A 14735-nucleotide genomic window follows, 5' to 3' on the forward strand; every position below is an offset into this window, starting at 1 on the left:
TGATTACCGCGCTTCCGGTGGCGGCGAGCGGTCCAGCACGTCGCCCTTGGCGCCTTCGAGCAGATCGATGCCGTAGGTCTCGATCACGAGCGGCCCGCGCTTGCGCTGCAATTGCGCAACCTGCGTCACCTGCGCAAAGAGATCGTTGACGGCGGGATGGCCGCCCTCACGCAGCTCATCGACATAGAGCAGCTTGCCGGCAAGCTGCTTTGGATCGGGCTCGGGCATGTTGACCCAGCGGATGCGCTGGTTCTGCTGCACCACGCAAGTGCCGCGCGGCAGATAGAACGCGAGCCAGCCGGTGGTGCCGTAGTCCGGCGCGAGCACGCATGTCGCACCGGTGCGGGCGCGCACGGCTTCGATCTCCGCGGCGAGCTGGCGCCAGCCGACGCCGACGCTGCGCACGGTCGCGTCACGGCGATAGCCGGACAAGATGCCCGTGTTGGCTTGCACGATCAGGGCCGCAAACATCACGATGCCGGCGGGGGCAGCCCAGCGCAGGCAAAAATCGACCAGGCGCCGCGCACGCGGCTTCCACTGCACGAGGTTGGCGGCGGCCGCAGCCGCAATCACGAAGGGCGGGTAGACCGGCGCGAACCAGTTGGCCTCGACACGCGCATGCAGCGAATGCCAGACGAAATAGGCGACAATGGTCCAGAACATCGTCTCGATCAGCACCCGCGAGGCCAGCGCGCCGGCGCGGCGCCAGGTCAGCGCGTGCAGCCCCATGGCACCGAGAATGAAGACCAGCGGGGTCGCGAACGCGATCTGGGTCGGGATCAGCTCGGCGATGAAGACGGGGCGGAAATCCTCGATCCTGGCGCGCCCGAGCTGCTTTGCGAACGAGACCCATTGATGATCCGCGTTCCAGAGGATCACCGGCGAGAACAGCGCAAGGGCAACGAGGCCGCCGAGATAGGGCCAGGGCGAGAGGAACCAGCGCCTGAGCTTCGGCACGGCCGCGAGCCAGATCAGGATCGCCGGCCCGAAGAACATCGCGGTGTATTTCGACAGCAGCGCCGCACCGACGGCGGCACCGACCGCGAGCCACCAGACGCCGCGGCCGGTCTCCAGCACCTTGGCGAGGAAGAACAGCACGAAGCTGGAGGCGACCAGCAGCGGCGCATCGGGCGTGACGATCAGCGTGCCGACCGCGGCCAGCAGCGTCGCGTTGAGCAGGATGGCACTGGTGGCCGCGACGCGGGCGCCCCCGAACAGGATCGCGGCCGAGCGATAGATCGCATAGCTCATCGGCAGCGCGAGCAGGATCGAGACGAGGCGGACGCCGAGCTCGGTGTCGCCGGCGATCATGGTGCCGGCGCGGATGACATAGGCGACCATCGGCGGGTGGTCGTAATAGCCTCCGGCGAGGTTCTTCGACCACATCCAGTAGTAGGCTTCGTCGAAGGTGATCGGCGTGAAGGCGGCCGCGACGAGCCGCAGGGCCACCAGCGCGAGAATCACCAGCGCCGTGTTGCGGACAATCCGCGCGTCAGCCCCGCCCATACCGGTTTCCTTGGCGCGCTATTTCTTGCGCCAGACGAACAGTCCGGACATCGCGTAGTTCCACACCACGCCCATCAGCGCGCCGGCCAGGCCGGCCAGCCACCAGATCGGCTCCTGGTCGTAGACCGAGAAGGCGACGCCGACATTGGCGAGCAGGCCGACGCTGCACACGATGTAGAAGGCGATCAGGCCGCGCAGCAGCGCAAAGCCCTTCAGCCGCTGATCGCGATAGGTGAGGAAGTTGTTGAGGACGAAGTTGCTGGTCATGGCGACGACGGCGCCTGCCGCCTGCGCTTCCGCGAACGGCGCCTTGAACACGTGAAGCCCGATGAACAGCGTGGCCAGGTGCACCACGAGACCGATGCCGCCGACCATCGCGAACAGGATGAAGCGCAGCGAGAGGATGTCGTTGCTCAGCTTGGCCAGCACGAGGCCCAGGAAGTCGAGCGCGACCATGGAATCCAGCTTGCTCTCACCGTGCTGGCGGGCGCCGAAGGTGTAGGGAATCTCGACGGCCCGCAAGCTGCCATGCGCGGTCGCGACCAGGTCGAGCAGGATCTTGAAGCCATGCACCGAAAGTTTCGGCGCCAATTCCTCGAAACGATCGCGGCGGACCATGAAGAAGCCGCTCATGGGATCGGCGATCTCGACCCGCAGCATCTTCCTGGCGACCTCGGTCGCCAGCGCACTGGCGCCGGCGCGCTGCTTGTTGAAGCCTTCGCTCTTGTAGCCCTCGATGTAGCGGCTGCCGACCACCAGATCGGCCTCGTCGCTGGCGAGCAGCAGCAGCATCTTCGGCAGCTGCGTCTCGTCGTGCTGAAGGTCGGCGTCGATCACGGCGACAAAGGGTGCGCTGGAGGCCAGGATGCCTTCGATGCAGGCGCCGGACAGGCCGCGGCGGCCGATGCGGCGGACACAGCGCACGCGGCTGTCGCGCTGGGCCAGCGCGCGCACGACGTCCCAGGTGCCGTCGGGTGAATTGTCGTCGACGAACACGACCTCCCAGGCGACGCTGGCGAGCGTCGCCTCCAGGCGCCGGTAGAGCACCGTGACGTTGTCGCGCTCGTTGAAGGTCGGGACGATGACCGACAGTTCCGGCCCCTCTTGAGCCTGGGGCGGATTGTCGGGGCCCGGTCTGATCGCTTCATTCATGACGGCAGCGTATATCCGCCGCGTCCTGCGCTGCCAAGCCGGGGTTTCCAAGAGGAAGGGCCCAAATGGGCCCTAAAATGCCAACGACCCCGGAACGGCGGGCGCGCGTACATCCGGCGCAGCCTTAGCTATTCCAAGGTCGTTCCAGCAACGGAGATCGTGACTCAACGTTGCCGTTAGTAGCTAGATGGGGACGGCAAAGCCGCTTTTCAAGGGGCAAAAGCACCCTTTTCAGGCCGACGACTAGTTCGGGACTTCCTTGATCACCGGGCCGCGCGGCGCGGGGGCTGCCGGCGCCATGGCCGCCGGGGCCGGATCGACCTTTGCCGGCTTGGGCGGCTTGCCGTACTGGCCGATCGGCCCGAGGACGACGGCGACCGCGAGCACGACCGCCGCGACGATCGCGCCCAAAATGCCACCCACCGACTCAGACGACATGGAAGCCCATCCCTGTTCCAGATGCGATCATTGATACCACGGATGAACGCGGAGCCGGAAGGGCCACGGGACCGCGACCGCTGTCGACCTATTTCTGCGGCGGCCTATGCTTGATGAAAGCCGTCACGATGTCCTTCTGCGCCGACTCCACCGCCCTGTTCGCGGTCGCGAGATGGGCGCCGGAATCGATGTTCGGATATTGCGTGGTGAGATAGTCGAGCAATGCCACCCGGTAATATTGCCGCTCCGACGGACAGGCGCCCGCAACCGAGCGGCCAAAATCCTGTTCCGACAGGCCCTGATTGCTGTCGCGCGAATATTCCCGCGCCAGGCAATGCCAGTAATCGTCGCGGCCCTGCATGGCGAGCTTCTGCGCGCCCTTGGCGTCGTCGTCATCCGCCATGGCAGAATATGTGATGGCAGCAGATGTCATCATCATGAGCGCCGCCCCCAGCATCAGCATCCGCATCTTGTTCTCCTTCTGCGCAGATGATCTTGTCGGAAGCTTAGACGGGCCGCGGCAACTGGCCAATCACAACTCGTTTGACTAGGATGCCGGCCTCCCCTTCACGTCGATGCGAGATCCTTCCGTGGCCAAAACAAAAACCGTGTCCAAAAAATCCGGCAATATCTTCATTGGCGTCGGCGGCTGGACATTCGAGCCCTGGCGCGGCGTGTTCTATCCGGAGAAGCTGACGCAGGCGAAGGAGCTGACCTACGCGGCCTCGAAGCTGAGCTCGATCGAGATCAACGGCACCTATTACGGCTCGCAGAAGCCGGAGAGCTTTCGCAAATGGGCGAGCGAGGTGCCTGAAGGTTTCGTGTTCTCGGTGAAGGGGCCGCGCTTCGCCACCAATCGCCGCGTGCTGGCCGAAGCCGGCGATTCCATCAAGCGCTTCTATGATTCCGGCGTGCTGGAACTCGGCGACCATCTCGGGCCGGTGCTGTGGCAGTTCGCGCCGACCAAGAAGTTCGACGGCGCCGATTTCGGCAAGTTCCTGGAGCTGCTGCCGCGCAAGCTCGACGGGCGCGCGCTGCGCCACGTGGTCGAGGTCCGCCACGACAGTTTCTGCACGCCCGACTTCGTCGCGCTGATCCGCGAATTCGAGACGCCGGTGGTGTTCGCCGAGCACGGCAAATATCCCGCCATCGCCGACGTTGCCGGCGATTTCGTCTACGCGCGGCTGCAGAAGGGCAATGACGAGATCAAGACCTGCTATCCGCCGAAGCAGCTCGATGCCTGGGCCCAGCGCTTCAAGGACTGGGCCGAAGGAAGCGAACCGGACGATCTGCCGAAGGTCGACAAGGCAAAGCCGAAGAAGGAGCCGCGCGACGTGTTTGCCTATGTCATCCACGAGGGCAAGGTGCGCGCACCGCACGGCGCCATGGAACTGATCGCGCGGGTGAGTTGAGGATTGTTCATGGCAAAGGCGAAGAAGCTCTTCACCATCGGCTATGAGCAGACGCCGCCCAAGGCCGTGCTCGACGAGCTGGAGCACGCCGGCGTCAAGCTCGTGGTCGACGTGCGCGCGGTGACGTCGTCGCGCCGGCCGGGTTTTTCCAAGAAGCAGTTGTCCGCCGGGCTCGACGAGCGCGGCATCGCCTATGTCCATCTCGCCGCGCTCGGCACGCCCAAGGAGGGACGCCTTGCCGCGCGCAGCGGGCAATACGACGTGCTGGAGAAGATCTATTCAAGGCACCTGAAGACGCCGCAGGCGAAGGAAGAGATGGACGAGCTCTCGGCCCTGGTGAAGAAGGCCGGCCCGGTCTGCCTGCTCTGCTACGAGCGCGACCACACCCACTGCCACCGCCAGATGATCGCGGAGATCATCGAGGAGCGCGACGGGGTGACGGTGAAGAATTTGGCGGGGCGGCAGGTCTAGCTGCGCTGTCATTCCGGGGCGCGACAAAGTCGCGAGCCCGGAATCCATCGGGCCGCAGAGCTAGTGGAGGAATGGATTCCGGGTTCGCGCTGCGCGCGCCCCGGAATGACGGGTTGATGGACCTACCCCTCCCCCACCAGCCTAAACGTCCCCTCCATCATCTGCACGCAGCTGCCGCCGACATGGGCGGAGACGATCTTGCCATCCTGCTTGCGCACGCGCGTCAGGAGCAGGCTCGGACGGCCCATGTCGAAACCCTGGCCGATGGTGAGCTTCAACTCGCCATCGCGCGCGGGATCGAGATCGGCGAACAGCGCGGCGGCGGCGACCGTGGCGCTGCCGGTGGCGGGGTCCTCGATCAGGCCGCTGGCGCCGGGGAAGAACATCCGCGCCTGCCGCTCGCATGGCGCCTCCGCCGCCGGCACGTCGCGCGTGTAGAAATAGACCGAGAAGGCGCCATCGCGCGGCAACATCCGGCTGAACGCCACAGCATCAGGCTTGGCCCGCCGCACGGCCTCACGCGACCCCACTTCCGCCACCACGAAGGGCGTTCCAACGCCGACGACCTGCGGGGCATGGCGATCGATCTTGATATCCTCCGCGGTCAGGGAGATGCAGGCCGCGACCTCTTCGGCGGAACATGTCGCGAGGCGGGCCAGCGGCTGCGGCGCGGTCAGCTCGGTGCTGACCACCCTTCCCTGCTCCCGTACGATCTCGACCGGCACGAGCCCCGCCTTCTCCTCGAACAGCAGGCGCGGCTTGGGCTCCCTTGCGATCGTCGCCAGCACGAAGGCGGTGCCGACATTGGGGTGACCGGCAAAGGGCAGCTCCCGCACCGGCGTGAAGATGCGCACCTCCGCATCGTTCGCCTTGTCGCGCGGCGGCAGCACGAAGGTCGTCTCGGAATAGTTGAACTCGGTCGCGATCGCCTGCATCTGCGTCGTCGACAAGCCGCCGGCATCGAGCACCACGGCGAGCTGGTTGCCGCCGAAGGCGCGGTCGGTGAACACGTCGACGGTGATGTAGCGGCGCTGCATCTTTGCTTTCCTCATGCAAATCGCAGCCGCGGGTCGGCTGCATCGTGCAGCAGTCTACAAGCCGGCGATATCGTCCGTCATGCCCCAAAATTCGGAGCAATCGGAGCAATCGCGACCGGACGTGTCAGAAGCGGAAGAGCTGATACGGCGATGCCAGCACTTGCGCACGCTCGCTCTGATCAGTGATCAGCGTGTCGAGAAACTGCCGGTTCTTTTCGTAAGCCTGCGACGCCTCGAACTGCGTGTGCGGCCAGTCGCTGCCCCACAACAGGCGATCGAGGCCGTAAGCTTTGCGCAGCAGCGGATAGGCTTGCTTCGCAAAGCTCTCGCCGGCCGCGCCATTGCGATACGGCGCCGAGATCTTGACCCAGACGTTTCGCGTTGCGCCGAGCTTCAGCACGGACTGGAAGCCGGGATCGTCGACACCGAGCTTTGGATCGGGCAGCGCGTAGTGATCGAGCACGACTGCAACGCCGAGATCCAGAAGCTGCGGCGCAAGCGCGGCGAGATCGGCCGCGTTGCGCTGGATTTCGACCTGCCAGCCCATCACTTTCACGCTCGCGAGCAACGTCTTCCATTCGCCGGCAGCGAGATCGGGCAAGGGCTGGCCGACGAGATTGAGGCGAATGCCGACGATTCCGGCGCGATCGAGCATGCGCAGCTCGTCCGCGCTAACAGCGGGATCGACGACGGCGATGCCGCGCAGGCGGCCGCCCGCCTCTTTCAGGCATGCAACCAGATAGGAATTGTCGGTGCCGAGAAAGCTTGGCTGCACCAGCACGCCATTGGACATGCCGTTGCGGTCGAGCTGCTCCAGATAGAGCGACAGCGGCGCGTCGTAGTCCGGCGCGTAGCGGCGGCTAGGTGCGAGCTTGAGGCCGCGGTGAAAGACATGGGCGTGGGTATCGATCGTCGGCAAGGCCGCCTCACTGCTGGCTGTGGTCGCGGCCAGCGTCACGAGCGATGCGAGGCCCGCGCCAAACTGGCGGCGCGTCAGGCCGCGCTGGGACAATGTCATGGTGGCTCCTCCCCATCCCGCGTCAGGCACGCGTCGCGGCGGTCTGTTCAAAGACCTTGCCGCGGGTTTCGGGCAGCAGCAGCACCGCGATCAGCACCAGCGAATAGGCGAAGGCCGCATCGATGCCGATCGCAGGTCCAAGCCCGATATGATCGCTGAGGAAGCCGACCAGGAACGGGAACGCGGCGGAGACGATCCGGCCGAAATTGTAGCAGAAGCCGACGCCGGTACCGCGCACGCCGGCCGGATAGAGCTCGCTGAACAGCGCCGCCATGCTGGCGGGGATGCCGGCGGAGAAGAAGCCGAGCGGGAAGCCGAGCACCAGCATCTGCCCATCGGTCAGCGGCGCGAAGATGTAGATCAGCACGGTGATGATGCAGGCGCTGGCGAAGAAGGCGACGTTGACCCGGCGACCGATGCGGTCGCTGATGATGCCGCTCGCCACGCAGCCGCAGAAGAAGGCGACGATGATGACGGCGAGATAGCCGCTGGAGCCCAGCACCGACAGATGCCGCACCTCGCGCAGGTAAGTCGGCAGGAAGGTGGTGAGCGCCGCGTAGCCGCCATGGGCGCCGATGCCGAACAGGCCGCCGATCAGCGTCGCGCGCAACACGTCGCGATGGAAGATGCCCGAGAGCGTCGCGAAGAACGGCGTCTTTTCGCTGGCGATGGCGCGCGGCGGCTCCTTCAATCCGCGGCGGATGAAGATGATGAGGAGCGCGGGCAACAGCCCGAGCGCGAACAGCAGCCGCCAGGCGATGTCTGCGGGCGCATAGGTGAAGACCAGCGCCGACAGCAGCACGGCTGCGCCCCAGCCCACGGCCCAGGCGCTCTGCACCGAGCCGAGCGCCTTGCCGCGATGCTCGGGGCGGATGATCTCGGCCATCAGGACCGCGCCGCAGGCCCATTCGGCGCCGAAGCCGAGGCCCTGGACCGCTTTCAGGATCAGGAGCTGGGTGTAGGTCATCGCGAATGCGCAGGCGAAGGTCGCGAGTGCGAAGGTCGCAACCGTGATCTGAAGCGCCTTGACGCGGCCGAAGCGGTCGCCGAGCGCACCGCCGAGCCAGCCGCCGAACGCGCCGAAGAACAGCGTGACCGAGCCGAGCAGGCCGGCATCGGCCTTGCTGATGCCGAACGCCGCGATCAGCGCGGGGATGGCAAGGCCGAACATCTGGACGTCGAGCGCATCCAGCGCCCAGCCGCCAAAGCTTGCCCAGAACGTGCGCCGCTCCAGCGGCGAGCTTTCGCTGTACCAGTTCGACATTTTTCCTACCCCTGTACTCGTTTATTGCTTGGTGTCGTTGAAGAGCCGCTTCACCTGATCTCGGCGTGGTAGCGGAAGCGGTTGGCCGGCCCGCGCGAACGGCGCCATTCGATCGGCCGCCGTTCGAGGTCGAGCGCGAGGCGCTCGATGACAATCAGAGGCGCATGCGCCTCGAGCCGCAGCAGGCGTGCCTGCATCTCGTTGGCGGTCTCGACCGTCAGGATTTCCTCGGCGGAAACCACGACCTCGCCGCAGCGCTCCTCGTAGAGCGGATACAGGAGGTCGCCGAACTCGGCGGTGTCGATGTCGAGGATCGGCGCAAACCGCGATTGCTGCAGCCAGATCTCTTCGGCGAGCAGCGGGACGTCGTCGATCAGGCGCAGGCGCGACAGGCTGATCACGGGCTCGCCGACCGGGATGCGGAGTGCGGATGCGACCGCCGATGTCGCCGGCACGCTCTTGCGCCTGATGATGCGGCTCTTCGGCACGCGCCGCTCGCCGCTCTCCGACTGGAAGCGAAAGAAGCGGAACAGCGAGGAGTTGAAGCGCGCGCGGCGCACGAAGGTGCCGCGGCCCTGCTGGCGCTCCAGCACGGCATCCGCGACGAGCTGGTCGATCGCCTTGCGCACGGTGCCGATGGCAACGCCGTAATGCGCAGCCAACTCGGCTTCCGACGGGATCGGCTCGCCCGGCCGCCATTCATTGCGGTTGATCCGCGCGGCGAGGTCGTCGCGCAGGCGCTGGTAGCGTGGCAGGCGGTCGTCGAGCGGCGCTGAATTCATATAGTCATATAGATGACTAGATGATGAAGGAGTCAAGCACTACGAAAATACCGCCGACGGGAGGGCCGCCATGGATGACGCGAAGCCGGGCTGGCGGACTTCACCAGCCCGGGTTCGTCTGTCGTGATCGTCAGTTCATCGTCGTCGTATTGGGCAGGCAAGGCGGTTGCTTGTAGGGCGCAGAGGCATAGGCGCCCACCGCCGGAGCCCTGACGCAGTCCGTCGTCACGTGGGTTGCGGCGCGCCGAGAAGCGGCGTCGCGGGCGGCAGCGGCCTGGGTTTGGTAGACGGCGGCGGCGATCAGGACGGCCGCAACAACGGACAATCTGGTCATTGGTTTTCTCCGCATGACAAACGGAAACCGATGTTTCGGCTTCCAGAGTGCAGGAACGGAGAACGCGGCGCGATATTTCATCACGCGCCTTCAACGAAACGCGAGCGGTCTACCCGAGCTGAAACACCGCCACCTTCTGCTCGTAGCCGCGCACCTCGACTTCGCCGAGCGCGACAGCATCCTCGCCGTCATCGCCGAGCGCCTCGCGCACGGACGCCGAGATCAGCAGCTGCGAGCCGAACTCCTTGTTCAGCGCCTCCAGCCGCGAGGCAAAGTTCACGGTGTCGCCGATCACCGTGTACTCCTTGCGCCGGGGCGAACCGATATTGCCGGCGACGACCTCGCCGAAATGGATGCCGATGCCGATCCGCAGCGGCCAGCTCGTCTCCGCATTGATGCGGTCCATCGCGGCCAGCATCTCGCGGCCCGCGGCGACCGCGCGGTGCGCGGCGTCGGAGGCCTCCAGCGGCGCGCCGAACAGCGCGAGGAAGCCGTCGCCGAGAAACTTGTTCACGATGCCGCCCTGGCGGTCGAGGATGTCGACCAGCACCGCGAAGGCGCCATCGAGCCGGTCGACCACCTCCTGCGGGGTGCGCGACTGCGCCCCGGCGGTGAAGCCGCGGAAATCGACGAACATCACCGCGACGCGGCGGAGGTCGCCGGCCGCGCTCGTCCCCTCCGCCATCAGCCGCTCCACCACCTGCGGCGAGACGTGCTGGCCGAACAGATTGGTGACCCGGTCGCGCGCGGTGGCAGCCGCAATGCTCGCGGCGAATTGCCGCCGCAGCTGCGCACCGACGGAGCCGGCGAGCACGCCGCAGACAAGAATGACCGTGCTGCGCACGGCGTGGAAGTAGATCAGGGGTTCACCGGCCTCGCTCGCCGAGTTGTAATATAGCGCGACGGCCAGGAGTTCGGCTGCGGCCACAAATCCCGTGAAGGTTGACAGCCAGAAGTCGAGCCGCAGCGTCGAAAGAATGATGAAGATGAAATAGACCAGCGGCAGCACGAAACCGAGCGCCTGGCTCGCACCCATGCTGCGGATCTGCAGGATCAGGATGATCGTCGGCAGCGACGTTTCGATAAAGGCGCCGACGTAGCGCCTGATCACCGGCAGGTCGCGATCGAGCTTGAGGTTTCGCCTGATCTGGCTGTGGATCCAGACTTCGAAGAGGATGAAACCTCCCAAGAGAATATATTCGCGGACGAGGCCCTCCGTCCCGCGCCAGACCCGGTTCACCAGAGCGGGGTCGATCAGGAAGGTTGAGGTGAGGAACAAGATCATGACGCAGCCGGTGATGATCAGTGTCCGCACCCGCAACAGCTCGGTGCGCAGCACTTCCCGCGTCAGCTCGCGCTCGAAGTCCTCCGACAAGGCGGCGTGTTGCCGCGCTTTCCTGCTCGCAAACTTGACCATTCCATCCCCCAGTCATTCCGGGGCACGCGCAGCGTGAACCCGGAATCTCGAGATTCCGGGTTCGCACTTCGTAGGCCCCGGAATGACTCTCAAGGACTAGTTTGCCTCAATCTAGCGTACGGCGGAAGCGCGTCACGGCGATGGTCATGGCGATCAGCATCAGGGCCGCCAGCGCCAGCGCGTCGAACCGCAGATTCTGCATGCTCGCCCCCTTCAGCATAATGGCGCGGACGATGCGCAAATAATGGGTCAGCGGCAAGGCCTCGCCGACATATTGCGCCCAGGCCGGCATGCCGGCGAACGGGAACATGAAGCCGGACAGCAGAATGCTCGGCAGGAAGAACATCATCGACATCTGCATGGCCTGGAGCTGGTTCTGCACGACGGTCGAGATCGTGTAGCCGATCGACAGGTTGGTGGTGATGAACAGCGTCGAGAGCAGCGCGAGCAGGAACAGATTGCCAAGCACGGGCACGCCGAACAGGCCGACGCCGATGCTGATGATCAGGAAGGCCTGGACGAAGCCGACCAGTACGTAAGGGATGATCTTGCCGAACATCACCTCGACCGGCTTGATCGGCATCGACAGCAGACTCTCCATGGTGCCGCGCTCGACCTCGCGCGTGACCGAGAGCGCGGTGAAGATCAGCATGGTCATGGTGAGGATGGTGCCGACGAGACCCGGCACGATGTTGAGGCTCGACGCTGCGGCCGGATTGTAGCGCGCATGCGCCCGGATCTCGAACGGCATCTCCGGGGGATTGCCGATATAGAGATCGTGCTTGAGCGCGGTCTGCACGACCATGCCGAGCGAGCCGATCGCCGAGCTCGCCGCGACCGGATCGGTGGCGTCGGCCGCGACCAGCAGCGCCGGCTTGTCGCCGCGCCGCACCGCCCGTTCGAATCCGCGCGGGATCTCGACGCCGAACAGGACCTTGCCGGATTTCAGCAGATTGTCGAAATCGTCGACGTCGTGCACCTCGTAGATGAAACGGAAATAGGCGGTGTTCTCCAGCGCCTTCAGGATCGAGCGGGTGAGATCGGAGTCCTCCTGGAGCAGCACGGCGCTCGGCAGATGGTGCGGCGTGGTGTTGATGGCATAGCCGAACAGCATGAGCTGCATCACCGGCAGCATCACGATCATCGCGAACGAGACGCGATCGCGCCTCAGCTGGATGAACTCCTTGATCAGCATCGCATAGGAGCGTCGCAGGAAGCCGAAGCGCTCGCGGATTTCGCGTGCGGGAGCCGGATGATCGACGGTGCTCATTGGAAATTGTCCTTGGAGCGGCTCATCAGTTCGATGAACACGTCTTCGAGCGAAGGATGCGAGCTCTGCCAGTGCAGGCCGCTCTTCTCGCGCCACGGCGCGATGCTGGCTTCGAGCGCGGCGACGTCGCGCCCCGAGACGTGCAACGAGGTGCCGAACGGTGCCACCATGTCGATTCCGGGCTTGCCGGTGAGCTCGGCGGTGAGCCCGTTCAAATCCTCACCCGTCACGGTGTAGGTCGTCAGCGCGGATTTCGCGATCACCTCCTCCACCGTGCCGTGCGCGAGCAGATGGCCGTAGGCGATATAGGCGATCTCGTGGCAGCGCTCGGCTTCGTCCATGTAGTGGGTGGACACCAGCACGGTGAGACCGTCGGCGGCGAGCGCGTGGATCTCGTTCCAGAAATCGCGCCGCGCCTTGGGGTCGACGCCGGCGGTCGGCTCGTCCAGCAGCAGCAATTGCGGATTGGGCAGCGTGCAGGCACCTAACGCCAGCCGCTGCTTCCAGCCGCCGGAGAGCTCGCCGGCGAGCTGCTCCTCGCGCCCCGAAAGCCCGATCCGCTTGATCATGTCGCGCGCCGCGTCGCGTGGATCGGCAAGGCCATAGAGCCGTGCCACGAATTCGAGGTTCTCGCGCACCGAGAGGTCCTGGTACAGGCTGAAGCGCTGGGTCATGTAGCCGACCTGGCGCTTGATCTTTTCGGCATCGCGCCGGATGTCGTAGCCGAGGCACGTCCCCTCGCCGCTGTCGGGCGTGAGCAGGCCGCAGAGGATGCGGATGGTGGTGGTCTTGCCCGAGCCGTTGGGACCGAGGAAGCCGTAGATCGAGCCGCGCTTCACCTGCATCGACAGATCGTGCACGACCTCGCGGCCGCCGAACGACTTCGTCAGGCCCTTGACGTCGATTGCGATCTCGTTGCCGCCGTTCATCGCTTGTCCGCCACCGGGGTTTTTGGATTGAGATAGACGTCGATCGGCTGCCCGACGCGCAAGGCATCGGGGCGCGAGGGCCGCGCCTGGATCAGGTAGACGAGCTTGTTGCGCTCATCGAGGCTGTAGATCACCGGCGGGGTGTATTCGGCCGAGGTCGCGATGAAATAGATCTTTGCGGTCAGGTCGGCCGCGCAATTGTCGCAGCCGATCCGCACCGTGTCGCCGATCGCAAGCTTGGGCAGCTCGGTCTCCGGCACGAAGAAGCGCAGCTTCATGTTGCCGGGCGGCATGATCGAGAGCACCGGCCGCTGCGCCGCCACCATCTCGCCCTCGCGGAAATAGATCTGCTGGATGGTGCCGGCGACCGGCGCAAAGCCCCTGCGCCGCGCCATCCGCGTCTCCGACGTCGCCACCCGCGCTTCCGCCACGCGGAGGGCGGAGACGGCGGAATCGAGATTGGCCTGCGTGCCCGAACCGGTCTTGTTCAGCGAGGCCGCACGGTCATAGGTCTGCTGCGCGTTGGCCAGCGTCGCCTTGTTCTGGTTGAGATCGGCAAGCTGGAGATCGTCGTCGACGGAATAGAGGGCGTCGCCGACCTTGACCTCGTCACCCTCGCGGATGTTCAGCTTCGTCACGCGGCCGGCTTCGTCCGGGCTGACGAAGATCATGTCGGCCTCGACCCAGCCCTGGAAGCCGGGATCGCGCTTCTCCTTGCAAGCCGCCAGCGCGGTTGCGAGCAGGACGGCCAATGCAAATCTGAAAATTGCTTGCAGCGACCAAAGCTGTCGATCCCTCACCCTGAGGAGCTGCGAAGCAGCGTCTCGAAGGGCGAAGGGCCACAGCCGGGCCTGCATCCTTCGAGACGCGCGTTCCGCGCTCCTCAGGATGAGGTGAGAGATGGTTTGCGACGACCTCATGTCGTCCTCCGTTCGCCAAAAATCAAATCGAGATGGACGCGCAGCATGTCCCGCGCATCGAGCGGCGCGTGGCGCTCAAACAGGCTTTGCCAGATCACCGCGATCATCGCAGGCGCGATCAGGATCTGCGGATAGCGCGCAAGGTCCTTCTCGCGGATCTCGCCGCGGGCGATGCCGAGCTCGATCAGCGCGCGCATGGCGGCAACCCCGCGCGAGACCACCTCGCGGTAGTAGAAGTCGGCGACGGAGGGAAAGCGCGGCCCCTCCGCCACGATCAGGCGCACGAGATCACCGCGCTTGGTGCCGATCACCTCCTTGAGGAAGTTGCCGGCGAAGGCTTCGATGAGGTCGCGCACCGAGCCCACCGGCGGCGGCAACGTCGTCAGCCGCGCCACCACAGGCACGATCACGACGCGCACCAGCTCCTCGAACATCGATTCCTTGTCCTTGAAGTGCAGGTAGATCGTGCCCTTGGCGACGCCGGCACGTCTGGCGATGTCGTCGAGCCGCGTCGCGGCAAAGCCGCGCGCAATGAACTCCTCCATCGCCGCCTCCACGATCGCCGCACGCCGCTCCGCCGCGCGGGTGGCACGGTTCGAGGCGGGCGCGGCTTCGAGCATTTGGCTCCCAGCCTGGGCTGCAGATGCCGCGGCGGCTTTGGTGGGCTTCTTCGTCATAGTCAATTTATGACTGACTAGTCAGTCATAGTCAATTATTGACGCCAGCCAGAGTGACCGAATTAAATTAGCATTGACTAATGAATTAGCCCTCACTAATTTATTGCC

At 65.4% G+C, this 14735-nt stretch carries 16 protein-coding genes; 2 read left to right on the forward strand and 14 right to left on the reverse strand.

The genetic code is table 11. The features are described from left to right. Positions 1-3: 3 nt before the first annotated feature. The 4 genes from ACE10W_RS25240 to ACE10W_RS25255 form a co-directional block, all read right to left on the reverse strand. A complete protein-coding gene (locus tag ACE10W_RS25240; protein ID WP_375762037.1) occupies positions 4-1506 on the reverse strand; it encodes a glycosyltransferase family 39 protein in 1503 nt (500 codons plus the stop codon). An 18-nt stretch (positions 1507-1524) separates the two neighbouring features. Then, positions 1525-2658 (reverse strand): glycosyltransferase family 2 protein, encoded by a 1134-nt coding sequence (locus ACE10W_RS25245; protein ID WP_028175447.1) that lies wholly within the window; start codon positions 2656-2658, stop codon positions 1525-1527. A 243-nt stretch (positions 2659-2901) separates the two neighbouring features. Further along, positions 2902-3096 carry a hypothetical protein gene (locus tag ACE10W_RS25250; RefSeq protein ID WP_038967587.1) on the reverse strand — a complete coding sequence of 65 codons (195 nt, stop codon included), beginning with the start codon at positions 3094-3096 and terminating at the stop codon, positions 2902-2904. A gap of 88 nt (positions 3097-3184) precedes the next feature. Beyond that, on the reverse strand, positions 3185-3565 hold the full coding sequence (locus ACE10W_RS25255; RefSeq protein ID WP_011088386.1) for a hypothetical protein: 381 nt from the start codon (positions 3563-3565) through the stop codon (positions 3185-3187). A gap of 106 nt (positions 3566-3671) precedes the next feature. Between ACE10W_RS25255 and ACE10W_RS25260 the strand changes: the two genes are divergently transcribed. Continuing rightward, complete coding sequence (locus ACE10W_RS25260) at positions 3672-4508, forward strand: DUF72 domain-containing protein (RefSeq protein WP_375762038.1); 837 nt, start codon at positions 3672-3674, stop codon at positions 4506-4508. A gap of 9 nt (positions 4509-4517) precedes the next feature. Further along, on the forward strand, positions 4518-4979 hold the full coding sequence (locus ACE10W_RS25265; RefSeq protein ID WP_375762039.1) for a DUF488 family protein: 462 nt from the start codon (positions 4518-4520) through the stop codon (positions 4977-4979). Between the two features lie 122 nt (positions 4980-5101). On the opposite strand, the gene ACE10W_RS25270 is transcribed toward ACE10W_RS25265, so the two are convergent. The 10 genes from ACE10W_RS25270 to ACE10W_RS25315 all read right to left on the reverse strand — a co-directional run bounded on the left by ACE10W_RS25270 (position 5102) and on the right by ACE10W_RS25315 (position 14627). Further along, on the reverse strand, positions 5102-6016 hold the full coding sequence (locus tag ACE10W_RS25270) for a PhzF family phenazine biosynthesis protein (protein ID WP_375762040.1): 915 nt from the start codon (positions 6014-6016) through the stop codon (positions 5102-5104). Between the two features lie 124 nt (positions 6017-6140). After that, complete coding sequence (locus ACE10W_RS25275; protein ID WP_271555114.1) at positions 6141-7034, reverse strand: amidohydrolase; 894 nt, start codon at positions 7032-7034, stop codon at positions 6141-6143. 22 nt (positions 7035-7056) lie between these two features. Further along, entirely contained in the window at positions 7057-8298 is a 1242-nt protein-coding gene (locus ACE10W_RS25280; protein WP_375762041.1) for an MFS transporter, read from the reverse strand. Between the two features lie 50 nt (positions 8299-8348). Beyond that, on the reverse strand, positions 8349-9080 hold the full coding sequence (locus tag ACE10W_RS25285; RefSeq protein WP_011088392.1) for a GntR family transcriptional regulator: 732 nt from the start codon (positions 9078-9080) through the stop codon (positions 8349-8351). 130 nt (positions 9081-9210) lie between these two features. After that, positions 9211-9495, reverse strand: a complete 285-nt coding sequence (locus ACE10W_RS25290; protein ID WP_231166533.1) for a hypothetical protein — start codon at positions 9493-9495, stop codon at positions 9211-9213. Between the two features lie 28 nt (positions 9496-9523). Continuing rightward, positions 9524-10831, reverse strand: a complete 1308-nt coding sequence (locus tag ACE10W_RS25295) for an adenylate/guanylate cyclase domain-containing protein (RefSeq protein ID WP_011088393.1) — start codon at positions 10829-10831, stop codon at positions 9524-9526. A 106-nt stretch (positions 10832-10937) separates the two neighbouring features. Next, on the reverse strand, positions 10938-12101 hold the full coding sequence (locus tag ACE10W_RS25300) for an ABC transporter permease (RefSeq protein WP_028173420.1): 1164 nt from the start codon (positions 12099-12101) through the stop codon (positions 10938-10940). Next, positions 12098-13030, reverse strand: a complete 933-nt coding sequence (locus ACE10W_RS25305; RefSeq protein ID WP_304565571.1) for an ABC transporter ATP-binding protein — start codon at positions 13028-13030, stop codon at positions 12098-12100. Before ACE10W_RS25305 ends, ACE10W_RS25300 begins: the two co-directional genes overlap by 4 nt. Then, complete coding sequence (locus ACE10W_RS25310; protein WP_246740583.1) at positions 13027-13950, reverse strand: HlyD family secretion protein; 924 nt, start codon at positions 13948-13950, stop codon at positions 13027-13029. Before ACE10W_RS25310 ends, ACE10W_RS25305 begins: the two co-directional genes overlap by 4 nt. Further along, positions 13947-14627 carry a TetR/AcrR family transcriptional regulator gene (locus tag ACE10W_RS25315; RefSeq protein ID WP_370204508.1) on the reverse strand — a complete coding sequence of 227 codons (681 nt, stop codon included), beginning with the start codon at positions 14625-14627 and terminating at the stop codon, positions 13947-13949. The genes ACE10W_RS25310 and ACE10W_RS25315 overlap by 4 nt, the downstream gene beginning before the upstream one ends. Between the last annotated feature and the right edge of the window lie 108 nt (positions 14628-14735).

It is taken from the genome of Bradyrhizobium sp. B025, from assembly GCF_042257955.1.
GTDB lineage: Bacteria > Pseudomonadota > Alphaproteobacteria > Rhizobiales > Xanthobacteraceae > Bradyrhizobium > Bradyrhizobium diazoefficiens.

What these genes read in the sequence shown, in the direction of transcription:
- ACE10W_RS25240 (WP_375762037.1), bottom strand. Translation starts at nt 1,506, where the DNA reads ATGGGCGGGGCTGACGCGCGGATTGTCCGCAACACGGCGCTGGTGATT.
- ACE10W_RS25245 (WP_028175447.1), bottom strand. Translation starts at nt 2,658, where the DNA reads ATGAATGAAGCGATCAGACCGGGCCCCGACAATCCGCCCCAGGCTCAA.
- ACE10W_RS25250 (WP_038967587.1), bottom strand. Translation starts at nt 3,096, where the DNA reads ATGTCGTCTGAGTCGGTGGGTGGCATTTTGGGCGCGATCGTCGCGGCG.
- ACE10W_RS25255 (WP_011088386.1), bottom strand. Translation starts at nt 3,565, where the DNA reads ATGCGGATGCTGATGCTGGGGGCGGCGCTCATGATGATGACATCTGCT.
- ACE10W_RS25260 (WP_375762038.1), top strand. Translation starts at nt 3,672, where the DNA reads ATGCGAGATCCTTCCGTGGCCAAAACAAAAACCGTGTCCAAAAAATCC.
- ACE10W_RS25265 (WP_375762039.1), top strand. Translation starts at nt 4,518, where the DNA reads ATGGCAAAGGCGAAGAAGCTCTTCACCATCGGCTATGAGCAGACGCCG.
- ACE10W_RS25270 (WP_375762040.1), bottom strand. Translation starts at nt 6,016, where the DNA reads ATGCAGCGCCGCTACATCACCGTCGACGTGTTCACCGACCGCGCCTTC.
- ACE10W_RS25275 (WP_271555114.1), bottom strand. Translation starts at nt 7,034, where the DNA reads ATGACATTGTCCCAGCGCGGCCTGACGCGCCGCCAGTTTGGCGCGGGC.
- ACE10W_RS25280 (WP_375762041.1), bottom strand. Translation starts at nt 8,298, where the DNA reads ATGTCGAACTGGTACAGCGAAAGCTCGCCGCTGGAGCGGCGCACGTTC.
- ACE10W_RS25285 (WP_011088392.1), bottom strand. Translation starts at nt 9,080, where the DNA reads ATGAATTCAGCGCCGCTCGACGACCGCCTGCCACGCTACCAGCGCCTG.
- ACE10W_RS25290 (WP_231166533.1), bottom strand. Translation starts at nt 9,495, where the DNA reads ATGAAATATCGCGCCGCGTTCTCCGTTCCTGCACTCTGGAAGCCGAAA.
- ACE10W_RS25295 (WP_011088393.1), bottom strand. Translation starts at nt 10,831, where the DNA reads ATGGTCAAGTTTGCGAGCAGGAAAGCGCGGCAACACGCCGCCTTGTCG.
- ACE10W_RS25300 (WP_028173420.1), bottom strand. Translation starts at nt 12,101, where the DNA reads ATGAGCACCGTCGATCATCCGGCTCCCGCACGCGAAATCCGCGAGCGC.
- ACE10W_RS25305 (WP_304565571.1), bottom strand. Translation starts at nt 13,030, where the DNA reads ATGAACGGCGGCAACGAGATCGCAATCGACGTCAAGGGCCTGACGAAG.
- ACE10W_RS25310 (WP_246740583.1), bottom strand. Translation starts at nt 13,950, where the DNA reads ATGAGGTCGTCGCAAACCATCTCTCACCTCATCCTGAGGAGCGCGGAA.
- ACE10W_RS25315 (WP_370204508.1), bottom strand. Translation starts at nt 14,627, where the DNA reads ATGACGAAGAAGCCCACCAAAGCCGCCGCGGCATCTGCAGCCCAGGCT.